We start from the raw sequence: 22,732 nt of genomic DNA on the forward strand, positions 1-22,732 counted from the left end.
TGCAAGCTAATGAATGGTGCGGGACGAGGGACTTGAACCCACACACCTCGCGGCGCCAGAACCTAAATCTGGTGCGTCTACCAATTTCGCCAGTCCCGCAAATATGGTGGCTATGACGGGATTCGAACCTGTGACCCCAACATTATGAGTGTTGTGCTCTAACCGACTGAGCTACATAGCCATAAATATCTGCGTTCACCTCATCGGCTTTGCGGGGCTAATTATGCGGATATCTGCTGCGGTCGTCAACTCTTTTTTTACAGAATTATTTCATTTCCCGCTTATTCGGATAGAGATTATACAAATCGATCTAAAAGTAACCGCACTTTTATTCCGCCAGTAAACGCTGTAATAAACTGCCGTCCAGCAGCGCCTGTTTAATCAACGCAAAGGCGCCGATAACATCTTCATTTTCCAGCTCGGAAGCCACCAGCGGCGTGGTTTCCACAAACGACGGCAGCGCATGGCTTTCCAGTGTTTTGCGAATGGCGGCGAACAACACGTTTTTAGCCTGCGTAATCTCACCTGAAATCACAATTTTTTCAGGATTAAACATATTGACCGTCATCGCCAATACCCGCCCGATTTGCACGCCGACATGTTCGATCAGCTCCGTCGCGACAACGTCTTGTTTATTACTTGCCTTGCAAATGGCGTCAATATCGTGGCTTTCCAGCGACAGCCATTTGCTGGTGTAACCGTCTTCCAGCAGTTTCTGCATTTTATCTTCAATGGCCGAGTTGCTGACCACGGTTTCCAGACAGCCCACGTTGCCGCAAAAACAGCGTTTGCCGAGCGGATCCACCTGAATATGCCCGAGTTCGCCGGCATTATTTTTATAGCCTAAAAAAACTTCATGGTTAATCACAATGCCCGCGCTGACGCCGCGATGAATGCGCAGCAGTAACGAATCATAGCAGTCTTTGGTCACGCCGAAATAATGTTCCGCCAGTGCCAGACTGCGCACTTCATGCTCGACAAAGGTCATCAGACCGAAACGCCGCTCAATATTCTGCGCCAGCGCCCAAGGTTCGTCGAGCGTCAGATGCGGGATATGCAAAATGGTATTGGTTTTCACCTCCACAAAGCCGGGCACGGTGATACCGATTGCGATAAATTCGCGCTGCCGTTTGCGGTTGGCCTGAATAAACGCTTCCAGCTCTCGGCACAAAAAGGCTTCAATATCCTGCACATTGCTATATTCGGGCAAGTCAACAATGTCTTTTTTCAGCAATTTGGTGGATAAATCCATAATCGCAAATGTAATGCGTTTGCACTCCAAACGAACCAAAATCGCCCGAAACGCTTTATATTCCGCCACAATGGATGTGGCGCGTCTGCCACCGGTGGATTCCTGCTGCTCGACCTCTTTAATTAATCCGCGCCCGAGCAGGCTGCGGGTGATTTTGGTGACGCTTGCCGGCGCAAGCTGGCTAAGCTCGGAGATTTGAATACGAGAAATCGGTCCCTGTTGATCAATCAGTTTATAGACGACCGCACTATTCATCTGTTTTACGAAGTCAACATTGGCTATCTGATGATTTTCCTGCATTTCAGTTTCTCCCACAGCTAAAAACAATAAACCCGATTATTTTAGAATGAATTTTACAGAATTCCTAGCACTAAAAAAGGCAACCGAAGCTGCCTTGTATCAATAAAAGTGCGGTGAATTTTAATTCAGTTTCCACTCGCCGTTTACCGCCGTACCTATCACTTTGAAATCATGGGTAAATACGGTCAGATTTGCAACCTTGCCCACTTCAATTGAACCCAAACGGTCATCCACACCGATGGCTTTTGCCGGATAATAATTACACATGCGTAATGTTTCGTCTAACGGAATGCCGACGTATTTCACCGCATTTTCCACCGATTCAATCATGGTCACCGCCGAACCGCCCAACGTGCCGTTTGCGTCATAACATTTGCCGTCCCGCACATAAACCGTTTTGCCGACGAACACAAAAGAGTCAATATTCGCGCCGGCAGCCGCGGTGGCATCGGTGACGATACACAATTTATCGCCTTTCAGTTTCTTAGCCAGCCGGATATTGGCAAAATTCACATGCAGACCGTCAACAATGATGCCGCTGTAAATATCGCTGTCCAGTACCGCACCGACAACTCCCATGGCACGCCCTGAGCTGATCGGCGACATCGCATTATGCAGGTGAGTGGCAAAACGCGCGCCGGCATGAATCGCATTGCGCGTTTCATCATAACCGGCATTGGAATGTCCCACCGAGACCACAATGCCGTGCTGTACAAAATCCTTGATATAGCGCGCCGTCGGGTTTTCCGGCGCTAAGGTCAGTTTGGTAATCACATCGGCATTGGCCAGCAAAAAGGCTTTCATTTCCGGGCTTATCGCGCGCACATATTCGGCCTGATGCACGCCTTTTTTCTCCACACTGATATACGGGCCTTCCAAGTGCAGACCTAAAGCCTGATTACGGTATTTCGCCAGATATTCGCGCATCACCTGCACCGCGGTTTTCATTCCTTCATCCGGTGAAGTGATAAAGGTCGGCAGATAACTCGTGGTGCCGGATTTCAGGTTGGTTGCCTGCATAATTTCCAGCGTGTTCACCGAAACCTGTTCGTTAAACATCACTCCGCCGCAGCCATTTAGCTGTAAATCGATAAACCCGGCCGTCAGATTGTGGCCGTGCAAATCGATCTTTTGCATCGCCTCCGGCAAATCCTGCTGCGCCACAATCGTCGCGATTTTATCATTTTCCACCACGACCGCATGTCCGTAGAGCACCTCTTTTGCAGTATAAATAACCGCATTGGTAAACGCATATTTCATCTTTTCTCTCCGTATAATTCAGACCGGTTACAATACGCTGTGAATCGCCTTCGCCTCCAGTTCACTAAAATATTTCACCGTTTTCACTTTTAATTCCTGCGTGGCCGGCTCGTCGCAGACAAAAATCGCATGACGATGCAGTTGCAGCGCACTGATTGTCCAGAAATGATTTACACTGCCTTCCACCCCCGCCTGCAGCGCCAACGCTTTATTATAACCGGTGACCAGCAGCATAACCTCTTCGGCATCAAGCAGCGTCGCTACCCCGATCGTCAGCGCGTATTTCGGCACTTTATTCACATCATTGTCAAAGAAACGGGAATTGGCAATCAGCGTATCCTGAGTTAAGGTTTTGATTCGGGTACGCGATGCCAGAGAAGATGCCGGTTCGTTAAAGGCGATATGCCCGTCAACCCCGACGCCGCCCATAAACAGATTAATTTTACCATAAGATTTGATCTTATCTTCATAACGGCGGCATTCCGCATCATGATCCTCGGTATTACCATCCAGAATATTGATATTTTTCTCCTGAATGTCCACATGATTAAAAAAGTTGTTATACATAAAGGAATGGTAGCTTTCGGGATGAGCTTTCGGCAGCCCCACATATTCATCCATATTAAAAGTCACCACATGCTTAAAACTGACCTCGCCCGCCTGATAAAGTTTGATCAGCTCTTTATAGGTCTGCAACGGTGTGCCGCCGGTTGGTAATCCCAATACGAAAGGACGGGTTTCTGTCGGCGCAAACGCATTAATCCGGTCAGCAATATGACGAGCCGCCCATTTACTGACATGTTCCGATGTTTTAAGAGGAATCAAGCGCATAACAAATCTCCTGTGTTAAACATAAATTACCCAATAATGAAGAAAAATTTCATAAAACAAATTATAAATTAATATTACCTCCAAAGCCAAGTTCAATTCCCTCCTTTCGATAAAATAGTGACGGCAATCACAAAACCGATGCGCCAAGTTGCAAACTCAGATGATCCTCTTATAATGGTTATTAATGAAGCAATTCTTCATTAATCCGATAAATTTACGAGAATTACCAACCTTTTCACTCCAACCTACTAACTCAGAATAAGGATCTGCGATGAGCGTATTAAATTATCTACAAAAAATAGGGCGCGCATTAATGGTACCCGTTGCCGCCCTGCCGGCAGCTGCCGTACTAATGGGGATCGGTTATTGGATCGATCCCGACGGCTGGGGCGCCAACAGCCAGTTAGCGGCATTATTAATTAAATCCGGCGCCGCCATCATCGATAATATGGCGATTCTGTTCGCAGTCGGAGTGGCTTTCGGCATGTCGAACGATAAACACGGCTCCGCCGCACTGTCCGGTTTAGTCGGTTATTTAGTGCTGACTACCTTATTGTCTCCGGGCAGTGTTGCGCAATTGGAAGGCATTGCGGCAGACGAAGTGCCCGCCGCATTCGGTAAAATCAATAATCAGTTTATCGGCATTTTAGTCGGCGTGATCTCGGCGGAACTGTACAACCGCTTCTATCAGGTCGAACTGCCGAAAGCGCTGGCCTTTTTCAGCGGAAAACGGTTAGTGCCGATTATCGTCTCGCTGGTTATGATTGTCGTCGCCTTTATTCTGCTTTATCTCTGGCCGGCCATTTTCAACGGATTGGTCAGTTTCGGCGAATATATCAAAGATCTGGGCGCAGTCGGCGCCGGCATTTACGGATTCTTGAACCGCCTGCTGATTCCGGTCGGCTTGCACCACGCCTTAAATTCCGTATTCTGGTTTGATGTGGCCGGTATTAATGATATTCCGAATTTCCTCGGCGGCGCACAATCGCTGGCGGAAGGCAAAGCGGTATTGGGCGTCACCGGCATGTATCAGGCCGGATTCTTCCCGGTTATGATGTTCGGTTTACCGGCTGCCGCCCTGGCGATTTACCACAGCGCAAAACCGGCGAAAAAGGTACAGGTCGCCTCAATTATGCTGGCCGCCGCACTGGCTTCATTTTTTACCGGCATCACCGAACCGCTGGAATTCTCGTTTATGTTTGTCGCACCGCTGCTTTATGTGGTGCATGCGTTGCTGACCGGGATTTCCGTGTTTATCGCCGCCACCATGCACTGGATTGCCGGTTTCGGTTTCAGCGCCGGACTGGTGGATATGGTACTTTCCTCGCGTAACCCGCTGGCAACCCAATGGTATATGCTGATTGTGCAAGGCTTGATCTTTGCCGTGGTTTACTATGTCCTCTTCCGCGCCATCATCAATGCCCTGAATTTAAAAACCCCGGGACGCGAAGAAGAACAGAGCGCACAACCGGCCGCCCGTACCGATGGCTCTTATAAAGAACGCGCCGCCGGTTTTATTCAGGCCTTAGGCGGCGCGGACAACCTCAGCCATATCGACGCCTGTATCACCCGCCTGCGCCTGACGCTGGTTGATCCGGGCAAAATTGATGACGCACAGTTGCGCGCCTTAGGCTCCAAAGGCAACGTCAAACTGGGCGAACACGGCTTGCAAGTGATTTTAGGCCCGGAAGCCGAACTGATCGCCGACGCCATGAAACAGCAACATTAAACCTCAAACCGGCGCAGGTTACTTGGCCTGCGCCTTTGTTATTTTAAGGAAACCTGTGTTATGCGTGATTTCAAATTACCTCTAATCGTTGCATTGTCTTGTTTAATATTAAATACGTCAGTAACCGCAACGGAAATTCAAACCCTACAGCCTCAACGCGATTATCAGACATTGCTGACCCAGCGCCAAGTTGTGGATGAGCTGTTGGAGCAAGCCGCAATCATTCAGAAATCGCCTGCTCGAGTATCCAATGCGGGATTTACCGCCAAATTGCCAAGCAATATGGAACGAATAGCCGAATTGTTGTTACAGGCCTATGAACTTGAGCCTTATCGCGTTGACTTTCTGTTCGGTGCGGCCAATGCCAATATTTATAACGGTAATGTAGATAAAGCGATTCCGCTGTATGAGAAAGTGCTTTCTATCGCGCCTGATGATATAAAAGCACATATCTATCTGACCACATGGCATCGTTTTAAACAAAACCGTGCTGAAAATGAAAAATATTTTAAGCGGCTGCAAACCTTATCACCGGAAAAAGCCTCAACACTAAGCAAAGTTTTTGAAACCATCGATCGCATTACCCATCAACCGATCACCGATAAACTGGAACAACCGCTCGGAGCAAATGCCGCCATCATTACCTTAGGTTATGCATTGAATCCGGACGGTTCGATGCATGAGATATTAATTCAGCGGTTAGAAAAAACGCTTGAACTGGCAAAACAAAATCCCGATAGCTTAATCATCGTTACAGGCGGCGTACCACAGAATAATAAAACGGAAGGAACATTAATGAAACAATGGTTAATCGATAAAGGCATTCCGACCGAACGCATTTATTCTGATGATTATGCCAGATCAACCGTAGAAAACGCTTTATTCGCCCGTTATGCTGTTGCGAAGCATAAAATTAAACATGCGGTGTTAATCAGTTCCGGTAGCCATGTTCGACGCGGTCAGGCCTTATTTGAAATCGCCACATGGGAAAGCGGCCCGCAAGATCTGAATATCCGAACCGTTGCGGCATTAGACAAACCGCTGGACGAACTACAAACCGTCAGTCAGAAAGATTTGTTGGGGATTTATCGTGACAGTCTAAAAGTACTTGGTCTGCCTACTTTTAACAGCGGTGTTTTACAAGATTAATATAAGAAACCGCACTTTTATCCACAAAAGTGCGGTTATTTTTTGCGCGGTTTTATTACGCGGTTTGAGTAGGGATTAATCCGGCATCCCAGAAATCCGTCGGGGCATTGACTACCGGTTTGATGATACCGCTGCGGATCACGAAATCGCCGAAGGCTTCGTTTTCTTCCCGCTCGGTTGCCCAGCGGCCGATTAAGCCGTCCAGTTCATCGATGATCTCCGGCAGGGTGATATTTTCGCGATACAGCCGCGGAATCCGCACGCCTTCACGGTCACCGCCGATATGCAGATTATAGCGGCCGATGGCTTTGCCGACCAATCCCACTTCGGACAACATCGCCCGACCGCAGCCGTTCGGACAGCCGGTGATACGGGTGATAATGTAATCGTCGGACAGGTTGTGTTTCGCCATTAATTTATCCAGCTCGGTGACGAAATCCGGCAGCACCCGCTCAGCTTCCGCCATCGCCAGCGGACAGGTCGGGAAGGATACGCAGGACATGGAATATTCGCGCTGTTTGGTGACATCCGGGCGAATCAGACCGTATTGTCGGGCGATGGCTTCAATTTGCGCTTTATCCTCTTCCGCCACATTGGCAATAATAATATTCTGATTGGCGGTAATGCGGAAATCGCCTTTATGCACTTTCGCCAGTTCCAGCATACCGGTCATCAGCGGTTTGCCCGGTTTATCGGTAATACGCCCGCTTTCGATAAAACAGGTCAGGTGCCATTTTTTATCGATACCGTGAACCCAGCCGATACGATCACCGCGCTCGGTAAATTTAAACGGCCGAATCGGTTCGAATTTTACTCCCATACGTTTTTCCACTTCGGCGCGGAAACCATCCAGCGTCATCGTCTGAATGGTGTAACGGGTACGCGCGTTTTTCCGATCGCTGCGGTTACCGAAATCACGCTGGGTGGTCACCACGGCTTCCGCGGCCGCCAAGGTTTTATCCAACGGCACATAACCCAGCTCAAGGGAAATGTTCGGATAAGTTTTGGTGTTACCGTGTTCAAAGGAAAGTCCGCCGCCGACCAGTACATTAAAGCCGCACAATTGCCCGTTTTCGTCCTGAATCGCGATAAAATTCATATCATTGCCGTACACGTCCACATCGTTTAACGGCGGAATCGCCACCGCGGTTTTAAACTTGCGCGGTAAAAAGGTTTTACCTAAAATCGGCTCTTCTTCCTGTTTGAACAAATCGTCGGAACTTTCAATTTTTTTGCCGTCGATCCACACATCCAGATAACCGCGCGAACGCGGCAGTAAGTGTTCGGAGATTTTCTTAGCAAATTCATAGGCCTGTTGGTGCAATTCCGATTCGATAGGGTTGGAAGTACACAATACGTTGCGGTTCATATCCGCCGCGGTGGCGATACTGTCCAGCCCGATACTGTGCAGCAAGCGGTGCATCGGCTGCAACTGCCCTTTCGGTACGCCGTGATACTGGAAAGTCTGGCGGTTGGTCAGACGAATGGATTGGTAATAAGTATGCTCGCGGGCAAACTTGTCGATTTCAATCCATTGATACGGCTGAATAATCCCGCCGGGCAAACGGCAGCGCAGCAACATAAATTTCAGCGGCTCCAGTTTTTCTTCCAGCCGTTCCGCCCGAATATCGCGATCATCCTGTTCATACATGCCGTGAAAACGGATCAACTGGAAATTATCGCCTCTAAATCCGCCGGTTAACGGATCCTGCAAATCGTCTAAAATCGTACCGCGCAGGAAATTACTCTGCGATTTGAGGCGTTCATTGTCGGACAGCGGCTTATTCTGCCAATCCGGTTTTGGGGTTTGGTTGTCTTTGCTCATGGGTTATTCACTCCGATTGTTATACTGGTAGAGGACGAAGTGCCGCCTTCGCCCGAAAAATAAGGGTTTTAATACACATCCCGCTGATAGCGCCGGTTTTCGCGCAGCTCGGTCAAATAGTCTTCCGCCTCATCGCGGCTGAATCCGCCCTGTTGTTCAATCACATCCAGCAAGGCGGTTTCCACATCTTTCGCCATGCGGGCGGCATCACCGCACACATAGAGATACGCGCCGTCCTGTAACCATTGCCAAAGTGCGGTGGATTTTTCGCGGATTTTATCCTGTACATAGATTTTTTCCGCCTGATCTCTCGACCAAGCAAAATCATAACGATGTAAGAAACCGTCTTTGGCAAACTGCTGCCATTCCGTTTGATACAGGAAATCCTGAGTAAAATGCTGATTGCCGAAAATCAGCCAGTTTTTCCCTTCGGCCTCCTGCGCCGCGCGCTGCTGCACAAAGGCACGGAACGGCGCAATGCCGGTGCCGGAACCGATCATAATAATCGGCTTACCACCGTCTTCCGGTAAACGGAAATTCTCGTTACGTTCAATAAAGATCCGCACTTGTCCGTCTTCCGGCACCCGTTCGGCAAGGTAGCTTGATGCTGCGCCCGCGCGGGGTTTACCGGCATGCTCAAAACGCACGACGCCCACGCTCAAATGCACTTCTTCGCCCACTTCCGCCGCGGCGGATGCAATGGAATACAAACGCGGCGCCAGCGGACGCAGCAATGAAATAAACTGTTCGGCGCTCAGTTTAGCCGGAAAATCATGCAACACATCCACCGGCGGCGTGCTTTGCACATACGCGGTTAATTTGTCCGTCTGCGTCACCAATTCGTTCAGCGCCTGATTGCCGGCCAGCCCGGCATAGGCTTTCATAAACACCGGCGTGTTCTGCGTCAGTTCGAAATGCGATAAAAGTGCGGTGCGAATCGGCAACGTTTTGCCTTCCGCCTGCACGCTTTCATCGCCGCTTAACTCCAGCGCGGTCAGTATTTCCTGTACCAGCGCCGGATCATTATCGAACCATACGCCCAGCGCATCACCGGGCTGATAAGTCAGTCCGGAGTCGGCCAGATCAAATTCAAGGTGACGCACGTCTTTTTCCGCCTGACGCGCGGTGATTTTCTGATTGGTCAATAATGTGGCGGGATAAGGATTGTCTTTATGATATTGGCTCTCCGTCGCCATTTCCGGCACCGAACCGACCGCACTTTTCACCGCTGCGGGCGCCGCGGCTTTTTGTTTGACCGCGCTCACCACTTGTTCAATCCATTGTGCCGCGGTGTCGGCAAAATCCAGATCCGCATCGACGCGATCCAATAAACGTGTCGCCCCTAATTCCGCCAAACGCCGGTCAAAATCTTTGCCCGCCTGACAGAAATTCGGATAGGAGGTATCGCCCAGACCCAACACCGCAAACTCAAGTTTGTCCAGCTTCGGCGCTTTTTTACCGTGCAAGAGTTTATATAACACCACGCCCTCTTCCGGCGGTTCGCCCTCGCCCTGCGTGGAGCTGATTAGCAATAACAGCTGCTCATCGGCAATTTTTTTCGCTTTATAGTCTTTGGCAGCCACCAGATTAACCGTAATATTTGCCTGCCGTAAGCGCTCCGCCAATTGTGCGGCAACGCCTTTGGCATTACCGGTTTGCGACACCGAAAGCACGGTTACGGCCAGCGGGGCGGCCGCGGTAGCAACAGTCGTCGCAAGCGCAGGCACGCCTTCCGCCGGCAAACCGACGCCTTTCGCTTTCGCCCAGCAATAGCCGGAAAGCCAGGCTAATTGCAGACTGTCCAGCCCGTCCAGTAATGCGCCGGTTTCGGCATTCAGAGGGAAATGATGTGTTGTGTTTGTCATGATTTGTCCCACAGTTAAGATTAATTGTAATTATCGGCAAGCGCATTTCACTTATCGAATAGGGTTTTGCGACCGTCTGTTATGCGGCCTGTTATACGCCGGAAAGTGCGGTGCATTTTTACGCCGTTTTATTCCAGCCCTAAAATCATCCCCGCCGCCACGGTGTGATAAGTCGCCTCGTCAATCAGAATAAAGGCGCCGCCGGCGGCATTGACGCTGTAAGTGGTCGCCACAATCGGTTTTTGCAGGCTTAAACGCACTTGCGCAATATCATTCATGTTAATCTGTTCCGCGCCGCTGGCATTGGACAGCGTTTGAATATCCAGCACCTGTTCCACTTCGCTGACCCGGGCGAACACGGTTTGCGTGCCGTGTTTCAGCAGATATTTACGCGCCGGATTCAGCGCCCGCTCATCAAACCAGCACAATGTGGCATGCAGCCGTTTGCTCGGTCTTAACGCCGAATGTTCCGCCACAAACACATCGCCGCGGGAAATATCAATATCCTTATCCAGCCGCAATGTAATCACCTCGCCGCGTTTGGCACTTTTTACCTCGCCCTTCGGCGCAATAATTTCCACCACGGTGGCTTTTAAGGCGGAGGGTTCAATACGGATGGTCTGCCCCACATGCACGTCACCGGCTTCAATCCGCCCCTGATAACCGCGGAAATCATCCTGTTTATCCGCATCCTGACGAACCACCAGTTGCACCGGAAAATAAAAATCGTCGCTTTGAATATCGCTATCGTCCGCCGCCGGCAGATTCTCCAAAATAGTCAGTAACGGCTCGCCCTGATACCAAGGCGTATGTTCGCTGTGATACACCAGATTATCCCCCAGCAGGGCGGAAACCGGCACAAAGTACACATGTTGCAGCCCCAGCTGCTGCGCCAGATGGGTGTAGCTCTGTTTAATCGCATTGAATTTCTGTTCGCTGTAATCCAGCAAATCCATTTTATTGACCGCCACAATAATGTGCGGACAATTTAAATGACGTAATACCGCGGAATGCCGTTTGGTCTGTGCCAGCAGTTCCACCGGCTGACGGGAAAAATCCAGCTGGGAGGCATCCACCAAAACAATCGCCGCCGACGCCGTTGATGCGCCGGTCACCATATTGCGGGTGTATTGTTCATGTCCCGGCGTGTCGGCAATAATAAATTTGCGTTTTGCGGTGGAAAAATAGCGGTACGCCACATCAATGGTAATGCCCTGTTCGCGCTCCGCTTCCAATCCGTCGGTCAATAAGGAAAAATCAATCGCTTCATTAGCGCCTTTGTTTTTCGCCTGATTCAGCACATTAAGCTGGTCGCTCAGCAAGGCTTTACTGTCATACAGCAGGCGGCCGATTAAGGTGCTTTTGCCGTCATCCACACTACCGGCAGTGATAAAGCGTAAGGGAGTAAGCTGTTGTGTCATTATTCTGTCCTTTTATTGTTTTCATCTCGTTTCAGTGCTGAAATCCTACCCTCGCGTTGAAAATCGCGGGGCGGAAAACGCCGGCCGCACAAAAGTGCGGTCATTTTCGGCGAAGTTTAGAAATAGCCTTCTTTTTTGCGTTTTTCCATCGCCGCTTCGCTGGCCTGATCATCCAGACGGGTGGCGCTGCGTTCGGAAATGTCGGCCACCGCCGTTTCCTGAATAATGTCCAGCGCCGTTTTTGCCGTACTGGCCACCGGGCAGGTACAACTGATATCGCCGACCGTGCGGAAGCGCACATCCAGAATCTCGCTGTGTTCATGCGCCCCTTTCGGCGTCAACGCGGTGACCGGCACCAATAAACCTTTGCGCCGCACCACTTCGCGCTTGTGGCTGTAATAAATCGGCGGTAACGCCAGATTTTCGCGGGCGATATACTGCCAGATATCCAGTTCCGTCCAGTTGGAAATCGGGAATACCCGCATATTTTCGCCTTTATGCAGTTTGGCGTTGTATAAAGACCACAGCTCCGGACGCTGGGCTTTCGGATCCCACTGACCGAATTCGTCGCGGAAGGAAAAAATCCGCTCTTTGGCGCGGGCTTTCTCTTCATCACGCCGCGCACCGCCCATTAAGGCATCAAAACCGTTTTCGGCAATGGTTTCCAGTAACGTGACCGCCTGCGCCGCATTACGGCTGTCGGTTGCTTTACGCAGCACCACCGTACCGCGCGCGATGGAATCCTCCACATGGCCGACCACCAAACGGGCGTTCAGTCGCGCCACCTGTTCATCACGAAAGCGAATCACTTCCGGATAGTTGTGTCCGGTGTCAATATGCACCAAAGGAAACGGTAATTGCACCGCCCGGTTGCCCAATTGAAAGGCTTTGCGCGCTAACGCCAGCAGCACGACGGAATCCTTGCCGCCGGAAAACAGCAGCGCCGGATTCTCACATTCCGCCACTACTTCGCGGATAATATGAATGGATTCGGCTTCAAGCCAGTCTAAATGACCGTTCTGAATTTGAGTTTGGGTTGTCATTGTGATTGCATCCTTTTCATTCTAAACATTGTTCTGATTCGGTTTGATAACATTGATATTTGCGGTCATGGCGCGGAATGCCGCATAACTATGCCGCTCAACTCGTGCGCTTATTTATGCAGCCCGCATTCCTTGCTGTCTTTATTTTCCCACCACCAGCGCCCGGCCCGGATATCTTCGTCTTGTTTTATCGGGCGGGTGCAAGGCTCACAGCCGATACTCGGATAGCCCTGCTCATACAGCGCGTTATACGGGATTCGGTGAGAGAGAATATAAGCCCAGACCTCCGCCTCGCTCCAATCGAAAATCGGATTATATTTATCGATGCCGCGCGCGCTGTCCTGTTCGTGAAACGGCAATTCGCTGCGCGTCACCGACTGCTCGCGGCGCTGACCAGTCAACCAAGCATCCGCGCCCTGTAATGCGCGGTTAAGCGGTTCAATTTTACGGATAAAGCAGCATTCGCGGCGCAGCGCTACGCTGTCATAAAAGGCATTACGACCTTTTTCCTGCTCATATTGGCGTACCTTTTCCGGATTCGGTCGGAACAGACTGAAATCCAGGCTCGGATAACGCGCGCTCACCGCCTCCGCCAGCGCCAGCGTTTCCGGATTCAAACGGCCGGTTTCCAGCGTAAACACGCTAAGCGGCACCGCCGCGTTGACAATGGCATCGGTAATCACCATATCTTCAACCGCCAGACTGCTGGCAAAACGGGCATCCCGGTGCCGTTCGGCAATCAATTGCAGGCGTTCGATCAAAATTCGGGCTTTTTCTTCGGTCTGAGCAAAAACCGCTGCGCTCGGCTGCGGAATCTGCCATAAATTCGGTTTAATAATCATCATTCACTCCGGACAACATTCATTTCAGGCGACACGTTCAACGGCTAAACTGTCTAAGGTAAAGTGCGGTGGTTTTTCAGCCGGTTTCGCCTCGCCGAACCAAGCCAGTTTATGTTGTAGCGCCACCACTTCACCGACCACAATTAACGCCGGTGTCGGCGCCTGTGCGGCCAGTTCGGCAAGCTGCGTCAGTTTGCCGGTGAACGTTTTCTGGCTTGGCTGCGTGCCCTGTGAAATCACCGCCACCGGGGTATCGGCACGCCGCCCGAAACGGATCAGATTGGCGGCAATCTCCGCCGCTTTCATGCCGCCCATATAAATCACTAAGGTCTGCCGACTGCGGGCGAGACTTTGCCACTCGGCGCTATCGTCCGCCTGTGCCTTACGATGGCCGGTAACGAAAACCGCACTTTGCGCGTAATCGCGATGGGTCAGCGGAATGCCCGCATAAGCTGTCGCGCCGATGGCTGATGTAATGCCCGGCACCACGGAAAACGGAATCTGTTTATCCGCCAGAATTTCCAGCTCTTCCCCGCCGCGGCCGAACACGAACGGATCGCCGCCTTTCAGGCGTACTACCCGTTTGCCCCGCTGGGCATATTCCACCAGCAGGCGATTGGTTTCATCCTGCGCAACCGAATGACCGCCGGCGCGTTTGCCGACAAAAATCCGTTGCGCATCGCGGCGCACTAAATCCAGAATCTCATCCGACACCAGCGCGTCATATAACACAATGTCCGCCTGTTGAATTTCCTGCAAGCCTTTTAAGGTCAGTAATCCCGCATCGCCGGGCCCGGCGCCGACCAGTGCGACCGAACCGCCGCGATAATCCTGTGTCAGCTGGCGTTGCAATTCCTGTTCTGCGGCAGCATGCTGATGATTTTTCAATAACCGGGCAAAACGTCCGTTAAACAAGCGCTCCCAGAAACGGCGGCGTTCGGTAACCGTCGCCAGCTTCTGTTTTACCGCGCCGCGCCAGCGGCCGGAAATGGCCGCCATTGCACCTAAATGCTGCGGCAGCAGACTTTCCAGCTTTTCCCGCAGCAACCGCGCCAGCACCGGCGCACAGCCACCGCTGGAAACCGCCACCTGAATCGGGCTGCGATCAATAATGGAGGGGAAAATAAAACTGCAATGCGCCTGATCGTCCACTACATTGACCAGTTTCTGTTGCTGCTCGGCGACTAAAAATACACGCCGGTTAAGCTGTTCGTCGTCGGTTGCGGCAATCACCAGAAAAACCGACCGCACTTGTTCGGCATGAAATTCCTGCGCCAGCCAGATAATCCGGTTGCGTGCATAAAGTTCGGCGATCTCCGGGTTTAACTGTTGCGCCACCACCCGCACTTGGGCGTTAGCTTTTAATAACAGTTTGATCTTACGCGCGGCAATTTCGCCGCCCCCGATCACCAGTACCGGCCGCTCAGTTAAATCCGCAAATACGGGAAAATAATGCATAATCACTCCTCTTAGCAGCCTGATGCGGCGATTAAAAAACGTTGCGGCAATGCGTTATGCCGAACGCAGATAATGATAAATCGATTGAAAAATGAGGCGTTTACGGATGGAGAGAGTCGAACAACCGGTTCAAGGTTATCACGCCGCCACACGGAAAAACGCTGAAATACGATGCAATGTTTTAACTTCTTCCCCGTGCAATCTCACTCCACCACAGGCGCAATGCGCTTGTCTCAAGTGGTGTAAGTTATAAATCAAATCCACAGGGAGGAAAAATAACAAAAAAGCATTTTATATAACAAAGTGAAATAACCGGCCGCGAAACGGACGGGCGACCATAACCAAAAAGAATAACCAATCCGTGCGGTCGGGTTGGAAAAGTGCGGTGCTTTTTGCAGGAGTTTTTATTCGGGCATAAAAAAGGCGGACACCCGTCCGCCCCATCAATCGGTTTCGGTTTATCCCCGTCCCCACACTTCTTCTGCGATTTCGCGAATGAAATTCAGTTTGTTCCACTGCTGTTCTTCGGTCAGAATATTGCCTTCTTCCGTCGAGGCGAAACCGCACTGCGGGCTTAAGCACAGCTGATTGATATCCACATATTGCGCGGCTTCGCGAATACGTTCAATGATGCTGTCTTTGTCTTCCAGTTCGCCGTCTTTTGAAGTCACCAATCCCAGCACCACTTGCTGATCGCGAATGAAACGCAGCGGTTTAAAATCGCCGGCGCGATCGCTGTCGTATTCGAGGAAAAAGCCGTCCACCTTGCAGTTGCCGAACAATTCCTGCGCCACCGGTTCATAACCGCCGGAGGAGAACCAAGTGGAGCGGAAATTACCGCGGCAGATGTGCATGGTGACGGTCATATCCGCCGGGCGATCGGCAATGGCGCGATTGACCATATACACATAATCTTTCGCCAATTGCGCCAAATCAAACCCGCGCGCCGCATAAGCCGCCCGTTTTTCTTGCGAACATAATTCTCCCCAGCTGGTATCGTCCAGTTGCAGATTGCGGCAGCCTAAGGCGTAAAATTTTTGCACCGCACTTTTATACGCATCGGCAATATCGTCCAGCAATAATTGATTATTGCCCGCATAACGGGCGATCGGCTGGTAATCGGTTTCGCGCACGGTACAGATTAAATGCAGCATTGACGGCGACGGCACGGTAAATTTCACCGGATAATCGCCGGCAATCGCCTGCAACGAACGGTAATGCTGTAAAAACGGATGATTATCCGAAAAGCCGATTTTATCCACGATTTTTAAGGTTTTCGGACGTACGCTGTGATGTTTGAACTGCACGGAAAATTTCTCCGCTTCCACTTCCTGCACACCGTCCAGCGCGGCTAAGAAATCCAGATGCCAGAAAGTGCGGCGAAACTCGCCGTCGGTCACCGCGTGCAGCCCGACCGCTTTTTGACGGGCAACCAGTTTTTCAATTTCCTGATCTTCCAGCGCGCTTAAATCCGCGCAGGAAATATCGCCGCAGCTGCATTGCTGACGCGCCTGTTTCAGCGCCTGCGGACGTAAAAAACTGCCCACGATATCGAAACGGTACGGGGCTTTGCTGCGTTGATGTGCGTTAGGGAATAATTTGCTCATTTTACTTTCCTGTTGTGTGTTTTGATAAAAAAGTGCGGTTCATTTTAGCAGAGTTTTCGCATAAAGACAGTGCGGCGACATGTCCTTTGCCGATTTTTAACGCACCGCTTCCCCCGTCCGCCCGGCGTCGCGACAGGGTGGCGAAGCGCATTTTATTTGTGCTACACTCCTTCGGCCGCAATGGCAAATACAACATATTACATTTAATTAACAGAAAAAAGGAATTTCGACATGATGATCACCATGTTAAAAGGAAAAATTCATCGCGCGACGGTCACCCAAGCCGAACTGAATTATGTCGGCAGCATTACCGTGGATGCGCAATTACTGGCGGCCGCCGGCATCTTGGAATACGAAAAAGTGTATATCGCCGATGTGGATAACGGCCAGCGTTTTGAAACCTATACCATCGCCGGAGAGCCGGGCAGCGGCGTAATTTGCCTGAACGGTGCGGCGGCGCGCTGTGTCAGTTGCGGCGATAAAATCATTATCATGAGTTATGCCCAGTACGACGCCGCAGAGCTGAACGCCCATCGGCCGCGGGTGGTATTTGTCGATGACAACAATCAAATCAGTCAGATCAGCAATTATGAAAAACACGGCTTACTTGCCGCACCCCATGAGCAAACCGCATAAAAGTGCGGTGATTTTACAGAGCAAATCATTAATCAGCCAATAAAGAGAGCAACATGAACATCGCACACACGATACAGGAAGTACGCGCCCAAGTGAAAGCCTGGCAACAGGCGGGGTTAAGCATCGGTTTTGTACCGACCATGGGCTTTTTGCATGAAGGACACGCCGCCTTGATTCGGCAGGCGCGTGACCATAACGACAAAGTGGTGGTATCCGTTTTTGTCAATCCGACCCAATTCGGGCCGACGGAAGATTTGGCCGCCTATCCGCGCGATCTGGAACGGGATACGGCATTATGCCGCGAACAAGGGGTTGACCTGATTTTTCATCCGAGCGCAGAGGAAATGTATTGCCAACCCAAAGCCTATGTGGATATCACGGAGTTATCACAAACCTTGTGCGGACAAACCAGACCGATTCATTTTAAAGGCGTTTGTACGGTGGTCACCAAACTGTTTAATATCGTCACGCCCGATCGCGCCTATTTCGGCGAAAAAGACGCGCAGCAACTGGCGATTATCCGCAAAATGGTCAACGATTTAAACATCCCCGTTGCAATTTGCGGCGTGCCGATTGTACGCGAAGCCGACGGATTGGCAAAATCTTCGCGCAATACCTATTTATCCGCCGCCGAGCGACAAGCGGCGACGGTATTATACCGCGCCATTGAAGGCGCCCGGCATGTGCTGGAGCAGGCGGCGGGAAAGGTTGACTGCGCCGAAGTGCTGGCGGTGATGAAACGGATACTGGACAGCGAAGTGCGGGCTAAAATCGACTATGTTTCCGCCGTGGACGCCGACACCATGCAGCCGGTGGACAGCTTTGACAAACCGGTGCTGATCGCAATGGCGGTTTATATCGGCAAGACTCGGTTAATTGATAATTTCACCTATCGCCCGGCACAAAAAGGATAAAACATAATGAAATATTTACAATTTATCAATGAGTTATTATCCAAATACATTACGCTGATCATTTTAGCCTTATCCGCCGTCGCCTTTATGCTGCCGGATTATTTTGCCTGGGGCGTGCAATACACAGCGATTTTTCTCGGCGTGGCGATGTTCGGTATGGGACTGAATATCCGTCCGCAGGATTTTGCCGTGGTGCTTGCCCGTCCCAAAGACATTCTGCTCGGCACGCTGGCACAATATACGATTATGCCGTTCGCCGCCTGGGCAATCTGTTCTCTGTTCCGGCTGCCGCCGGATATTGCCGTCGGGGTGATTCTGGTCGGCTGCTGCCCGGGCGGCACCGCCAGTAATGTGATTGCTTATATCGCGAAAGGCGATGTCGCCTTATCCGTCGGCATGACCACCGTATCCACCTTACTCGCTCCCTTTGTCACCCCGCTGCTGATTTATGGCTTAATGGGCACCTGGATCGAAGTGGATATTTCGGCAATGATGATATCCGTCACCAAAATCGTACTGCTGCCGGTTTTATTGGGGATCGCCGTGCAATATCTGTTCCGTCATCAAGTGGAACGGATTCGCCCGGTCAGCCCGTTAATTTCAATGATCGCCATCGTGATGATTATCGCCGCTATCATCGCCGTTAACCGCGATAAACTGATCAGCAGCGGATTACTGACCTTGGCAGTGGTCTGTCTGCATAATCTCGTCGGCCTCGGCCTAGGGCTTGTAGTCGGAAAATGGTTAGGTTTGAATTACGCCAAAACCACTTCGCTGGCAATAGAAGTCGGTATGCAAAACAGCGGATTAGCCGTGGCTTTAGCCGCCATTAACTTCGCCGCCAACCCGCTAGCCACCCTGCCCGGCGCCGTTTTCAGCGTCTGGCACAATATGTCCGGCGCGGTTTTCGCCGGCATCCGCCGTTATTATATGGCGGAAGCGCCGGAAAATATTACATCGCATTACAAACAAGCTGCTGCCGATTAAAACTTATGCCCTCCAAAACGGAGGGCATAAATGATATCCCGTCACTGCTTTCCAGTATAAAACAGTCTAACGATAACTGACCATTTCCATTTCATTCAGATAAATGTGAGTTGTCGCCGGTTCGGTTTGTGCAATGATTTTACCCTGACGGATGGAATAGCGTGTTGCCGCCTGGCGTCTTACTGCATCAAACCCGCTCTCCGCGGCCAAAATAATCAAATTGGCGCTGTTTCCTTCAACAATACCATAATCCGTTAGTCCTAAGGCTTTAGCACCGTTTTCAGTGACTAACTTTAAACCATCGTTAATCTGTCCATATCCCATTAACTGACAAACATGCAATCCCATATGCAGCACTTGTAGCATATTCGCAGTTCCCAATGGGTACCAGGGATCAAACACATCATCATGACCGAAACATACATTAATCTGATTATTCAGCATTTCTTTCACTCGTGTAATACCACGCCGTTTAGGATAGGTATCGAAACGCCCTTGTAAATGAATATTCACCAAAGGATTCGCTACAAAATGAATGCCGGACATTTTCAGCAACCGAAATAAACGAGAGGCATAAGCGCCGTTATAAGAATGCATTGCCGTCGTATGACTGGCAGTCACTTTATCTCCCATTTCATATTTCAATGCCAATGCAGCGACAGTTTCCACAAAACGGGACTGCTCATCATCAATTTCATCACAATGAATATCAAGTTTCTTATCATATTTACGGGCAATATCAAAAGCAATATGCAGAGATTGTACGCCATATTCCCGAGTAAATTCAAAATGCGGGATACCACCGACTACATCCGCACCCATCGCGATCGCTTGTTCTAATAACCGTTCGCCATTCGGATAAGATAAAATACCTTCTTGTGGAAAAGCAACGAGTTGTAATTCCACCCAAGGCGCGACTTCTTTTTTAACTTCCAACATCGCTTTCAGTGCGGTTAAATTCGGATCAGAAACGTCCACATGCGTGCGTACATATTGAATACCGTTGGCTATCTGCCATTTTAACGTCTTCCAGGCACGCGCTTTCACATCTTCATGACTCAACATTGATTTGCGTTCCGCCCAACGTTCAATACCTTCAAATAACGTCCCTGACTGATTCCAATTCGGCTGTCCTGCAGTTTGTGTCGCATCCAAATGAATATGCGGTTCAACAAAAGGCGGATAGGCCATTCCTCCCTGTCCGTCAATACATTCACCGGAAAATAACGATTGAGGCTGATACTTATCAATTGCAGCAAATTTGCCGTCTTTGATTAAAATTTGCCAGAGCCCTTCTCGGTTCGGCAAACGAATATTATTGATTAACATAAATGCACCTTACTTCAATTTACCAATTAACGGATTCAGTACGACATAAGATAATGCGCCGCCAAGCACAGCATTAAACGGAATAATGCCCGGCAAGAATTTACCACAAACGATACCAATCGCAACAGCAAGTAACGCCGCCCAATTAATCGTAACGAACTTCGCCTGCTCAAAATTCGCATAAGCGTTGCGGCGTAATAAATAATCCGCAATGATTACCCCGCCCACTGGTGGGATCGCAGAAGACAGAAAAGTCAACCAGTCAACAAAATGATTGTACAGCCATAGTGCACATAATGTTCCAATAATACCGTTCGCCACCGACCAAATTCGGCTGCTCAACCCGGTAATATTGGCAAAGCCTAAACCAGAGGCATATAAGGCGTTATCGTTGGTCGTCCAAATATTTAAACCTAATACCAAAATTGCCGGTAAAATTAACCCTTGCGCCATCATCACATCAGAAATATCCGATAAACCTTTTACCGCTGCACCGGCTGCACCGAACAAAAACATCAATGTATTCCCCAGAAAGAAAGCAATCATACTGATAGCTATCGCTTGCTTCGCCACACGTCCGAAACGCACAAAATCCGCAGTTAACGAACCGGCACTGATAAACGATCCAACAACTAATGTAATTGCCATAGACAAGGAAATCTGCTGTTCAGGAATCAGATTACGCAGTACGTCCAACCCACCGACCTCCGTCACGGCCAGATAGACAGAATAAGATCCTAACAGAGCAATGGACGGAACTGCCACAGCAGAAAGTGCTGCCAGAGCGGAAATACCAAAAAATACTGTAACGGTCATCAATGCGCCCGAACCTAAAATTAGCCAGTTGACATCAATGCCCGTTACTTTATTGACCGGAATGGCGAACATAGCCACACCGACGCCAAACCATCCCACCTGTGTACCGCCTAATAGTAATGATGGCAACCAAGAACCTTTCACTCCGAAAGAATAGCGTGCCAGAATATGCGTCGTAAGCCCAGTCTTAGCACCGATATATCCCAAACAGGAAGTATAAATCCCTAACATCAGATTACCGATAATTACCGCTGTCCAAAAATCATTATAGGTTAGGGACGATCCCAAAGTTCCTCCCGTCCACATGCTGGCGGAAAAAAACGTTAATCCCAGCATTACGAAAGTCAACGCGACAATGCCTTTACGCTGTTCCTGAGGAACCGGTTTCAGACTAAAATTATCTAAGCTCATTATTATTCCTTAAAAAAACAAAAAAATCGCTGCATTATAATAATCCAGAGGCAGAAAGCAAACGATTGCGCATAAAAATAAAAAAATGACCGCACTTTTCAGAACACTCATTGATGGCATAACGTCCTATCGTTTTTCCAAATTCTCGATCCGGATCGCAAAAACAAGGGAAATCACTTCACCTTATTTCGTACCGGTTATAGCTTATAACATAACATGTATGAAATAAGGAAAGATTATGCTGCGCATTATTGTCTCTGTGTTTTTCGCGTTGTTAACCGCTTATCCCTTAAAGGCCGAACCGCCTGATTTAATGTTATTGGGGACTTATACCAATCAGAACGTGCAAGGTTGGGTGATGAGCGAGAAGCTGGACGGCGTAAGGGGATATTGGGATGGGCGCAGGCTGTTTACCCGGCAGAATAAAATACTGACCCCGCCGAGTTATTTTATTAAAGATTTTCCGCCCTTCGCCATTGACGGCGAGCTGTTTACGCAACGGGATCAGTTTGAGCGGATTTCGTCTATCGTACGTTCGCAAAAAGACAAGGGCTGGGAGACGATGAAATTGTATGTCTTTGATGTACCCGACGCAGAAGGGGATTTATTTCAGCGTTTAGCGGTATTAGAAGACTATTTAGCCCGTCATCCCACGCCCTATATCCGGATTATCGAACAAATTCCGGTGCAAAATACGCAACAAGTACAGGATTTTCTGCGCCGAATTGAGGAACTAAAGGGCGAAGGCATTGTTCTACGTAATCCTCAGGCGCCCTATGAAAATAAGCGCAGTACCCAAATTCTGAAATTAAAGACCGCACTTGACGAGGAATGCGAAGTGACGGCGCATCACCAAGGCAAGGGGCAATTCGCCGGTATGCTGGGGGCGCTGAGCTGTAAAAATCAACGTGGCGAATTCCGCATCGGATCAGGCTTCAGCCTACAGGAACGGGCTGATCCGCCGCCTATCGGTGCGATCATTACTTACAAATATCGGGGCCTGACTAAAAACGGATTGCCGAAATTTGCCTCCTACTGGCGAAAAAAAGAGGGGTAA

At 49.9% G+C, this 22,732-nt stretch carries 18 protein-coding genes and 2 tRNA genes; 6 read left to right on the forward strand and 14 right to left on the reverse strand.

Annotated features, from left to right (window positions below; all coding sequences use genetic code 11):
- Positions 1-14 precede the first annotated feature (14 nt).
- The 5 genes from ACESOH_RS00100 to nagB form a co-directional block, all read right to left on the reverse strand.
- Positions 15-99, reverse strand: a tRNA-Leu gene (locus ACESOH_RS00100).
- Between the two features lie 5 nt (positions 100-104).
- Positions 105-181: transfer RNA gene (locus tag ACESOH_RS00105), tRNA-Met, on the reverse strand.
- A gap of 147 nt (positions 182-328) precedes the next feature.
- A complete protein-coding gene (locus ACESOH_RS00110; RefSeq protein ID WP_373098872.1) occupies positions 329-1,552 on the reverse strand; it encodes an ROK family protein in 1,224 nt (407 codons plus the stop codon).
- A 120-nt stretch (positions 1,553-1,672) separates the two neighbouring features.
- Positions 1,673-2,812, reverse strand: coding sequence for an N-acetylglucosamine-6-phosphate deacetylase (gene nagA / locus ACESOH_RS00115; RefSeq protein WP_373098874.1), 1,140 nt, complete (start codon positions 2,810-2,812; stop codon positions 1,673-1,675).
- Positions 2,813-2,839: 27 nt separating this feature from the next.
- Positions 2,840-3,643, reverse strand: coding sequence for a glucosamine-6-phosphate deaminase (gene nagB / locus ACESOH_RS00120; protein ID WP_373098876.1), 804 nt, complete (start codon positions 3,641-3,643; stop codon positions 2,840-2,842).
- Between the two features lie 271 nt (positions 3,644-3,914).
- Here nagB and nagE point away from each other — a divergent pair, with 271 nt between their 5' ends.
- Positions 3,915-5,372: an N-acetylglucosamine-specific PTS transporter subunit IIBC gene (nagE, locus tag ACESOH_RS00125; RefSeq protein WP_373098877.1), complete on the forward strand. Its 1,458-nt coding sequence runs from the start codon at positions 3,915-3,917 to the stop codon at positions 5,370-5,372.
- A gap of 60 nt (positions 5,373-5,432) precedes the next feature.
- On the forward strand, positions 5,433-6,521 hold the full coding sequence (locus ACESOH_RS00130; RefSeq protein ID WP_373098879.1) for an ElyC/SanA/YdcF family protein: 1,089 nt from the start codon (positions 5,433-5,435) through the stop codon (positions 6,519-6,521).
- A 55-nt stretch (positions 6,522-6,576) separates the two neighbouring features.
- Here the strand turns inward: ACESOH_RS00130 and cysI are convergent, their stop codons facing one another.
- The 7 genes from cysI to ACESOH_RS00165 form a co-directional block, all read right to left on the reverse strand.
- A complete protein-coding gene (gene cysI / locus ACESOH_RS00135) occupies positions 6,577-8,346 on the reverse strand; it encodes an assimilatory sulfite reductase (NADPH) hemoprotein subunit (RefSeq protein ID WP_373098881.1) in 1,770 nt (589 codons plus the stop codon).
- 68 nt (positions 8,347-8,414) lie between these two features.
- Positions 8,415-10,214: an assimilatory sulfite reductase (NADPH) flavoprotein subunit gene (locus ACESOH_RS00140; RefSeq protein WP_373099833.1), complete on the reverse strand. Its 1,800-nt coding sequence runs from the start codon at positions 10,212-10,214 to the stop codon at positions 8,415-8,417.
- Positions 10,215-10,339: 125 nt separating this feature from the next.
- Positions 10,340-11,632 (reverse strand): sulfate adenylyltransferase subunit 1, encoded by a 1,293-nt coding sequence (locus ACESOH_RS00145; RefSeq protein WP_373098883.1) that lies wholly within the window; start codon positions 11,630-11,632, stop codon positions 10,340-10,342.
- Positions 11,633-11,748: 116 nt separating this feature from the next.
- A complete protein-coding gene (cysD, locus tag ACESOH_RS00150; protein ID WP_032091903.1) occupies positions 11,749-12,675 on the reverse strand; it encodes a sulfate adenylyltransferase subunit CysD in 927 nt (308 codons plus the stop codon).
- A 110-nt stretch (positions 12,676-12,785) separates the two neighbouring features.
- Positions 12,786-13,520 carry a phosphoadenylyl-sulfate reductase gene (locus tag ACESOH_RS00155; protein ID WP_373098884.1) on the reverse strand — a complete coding sequence of 245 codons (735 nt, stop codon included), beginning with the start codon at positions 13,518-13,520 and terminating at the stop codon, positions 12,786-12,788.
- Between the two features lie 21 nt (positions 13,521-13,541).
- A complete protein-coding gene (gene cysG / locus ACESOH_RS00160) occupies positions 13,542-14,975 on the reverse strand; it encodes a siroheme synthase CysG (protein ID WP_373098886.1) in 1,434 nt (477 codons plus the stop codon).
- 458 nt (positions 14,976-15,433) lie between these two features.
- The gene (locus ACESOH_RS00165; protein ID WP_032091900.1) at positions 15,434-16,582 is read right to left on the reverse strand and encodes a 5-methyltetrahydropteroyltriglutamate--homocysteine S-methyltransferase; all 1,149 of its coding nucleotides are present in this window, start codon (positions 16,580-16,582) and stop codon (positions 15,434-15,436) included.
- Positions 16,583-16,813: 231 nt separating this feature from the next.
- On the opposite strand from ACESOH_RS00165, the gene panD reads away from it, so the two are divergent.
- The 3 genes from panD to ACESOH_RS00180 are packed head-to-tail and all read left to right on the forward strand — an operon-like array spanning position 16,814 to position 19,119.
- Positions 16,814-17,218 carry an aspartate 1-decarboxylase gene (gene panD / locus ACESOH_RS00170; protein ID WP_032091899.1) on the forward strand — a complete coding sequence of 135 codons (405 nt, stop codon included), beginning with the start codon at positions 16,814-16,816 and terminating at the stop codon, positions 17,216-17,218.
- A 53-nt stretch (positions 17,219-17,271) separates the two neighbouring features.
- On the forward strand, positions 17,272-18,132 hold the full coding sequence (gene panC, locus ACESOH_RS00175; protein WP_373098888.1) for a pantoate--beta-alanine ligase: 861 nt from the start codon (positions 17,272-17,274) through the stop codon (positions 18,130-18,132).
- 6 nt (positions 18,133-18,138) lie between these two features.
- Positions 18,139-19,119: a bile acid:sodium symporter family protein gene (locus ACESOH_RS00180; protein WP_373098889.1), complete on the forward strand. Its 981-nt coding sequence runs from the start codon at positions 18,139-18,141 to the stop codon at positions 19,117-19,119.
- A 66-nt stretch (positions 19,120-19,185) separates the two neighbouring features.
- Here ACESOH_RS00180 and ACESOH_RS00185 read toward each other — a convergent pair whose 3' ends face one another.
- Together ACESOH_RS00185 and codB are read right to left on the reverse strand one after the other, a co-directional pair.
- Positions 19,186-20,448 carry a cytosine deaminase gene (locus tag ACESOH_RS00185; RefSeq protein ID WP_373098891.1) on the reverse strand — a complete coding sequence of 421 codons (1,263 nt, stop codon included), beginning with the start codon at positions 20,446-20,448 and terminating at the stop codon, positions 19,186-19,188.
- 9 nt (positions 20,449-20,457) lie between these two features.
- On the reverse strand, positions 20,458-21,675 hold the full coding sequence (gene codB, locus ACESOH_RS00190) for a cytosine permease (protein WP_373098893.1): 1,218 nt from the start codon (positions 21,673-21,675) through the stop codon (positions 20,458-20,460).
- Positions 21,676-21,913: 238 nt separating this feature from the next.
- Between codB and ACESOH_RS00195 the strand changes: the two genes are divergently transcribed.
- Positions 21,914-22,732 carry a DNA ligase gene (locus ACESOH_RS00195; protein ID WP_373098894.1) on the forward strand — a complete coding sequence of 273 codons (819 nt, stop codon included), beginning with the start codon at positions 21,914-21,916 and terminating at the stop codon, positions 22,730-22,732.

The organism is Necropsobacter rosorum, assembly GCF_964241405.1.
In the GTDB taxonomy this organism is placed as follows: Bacteria; Pseudomonadota; Gammaproteobacteria; order Enterobacterales; family Pasteurellaceae; genus Necropsobacter; species Necropsobacter rosorum.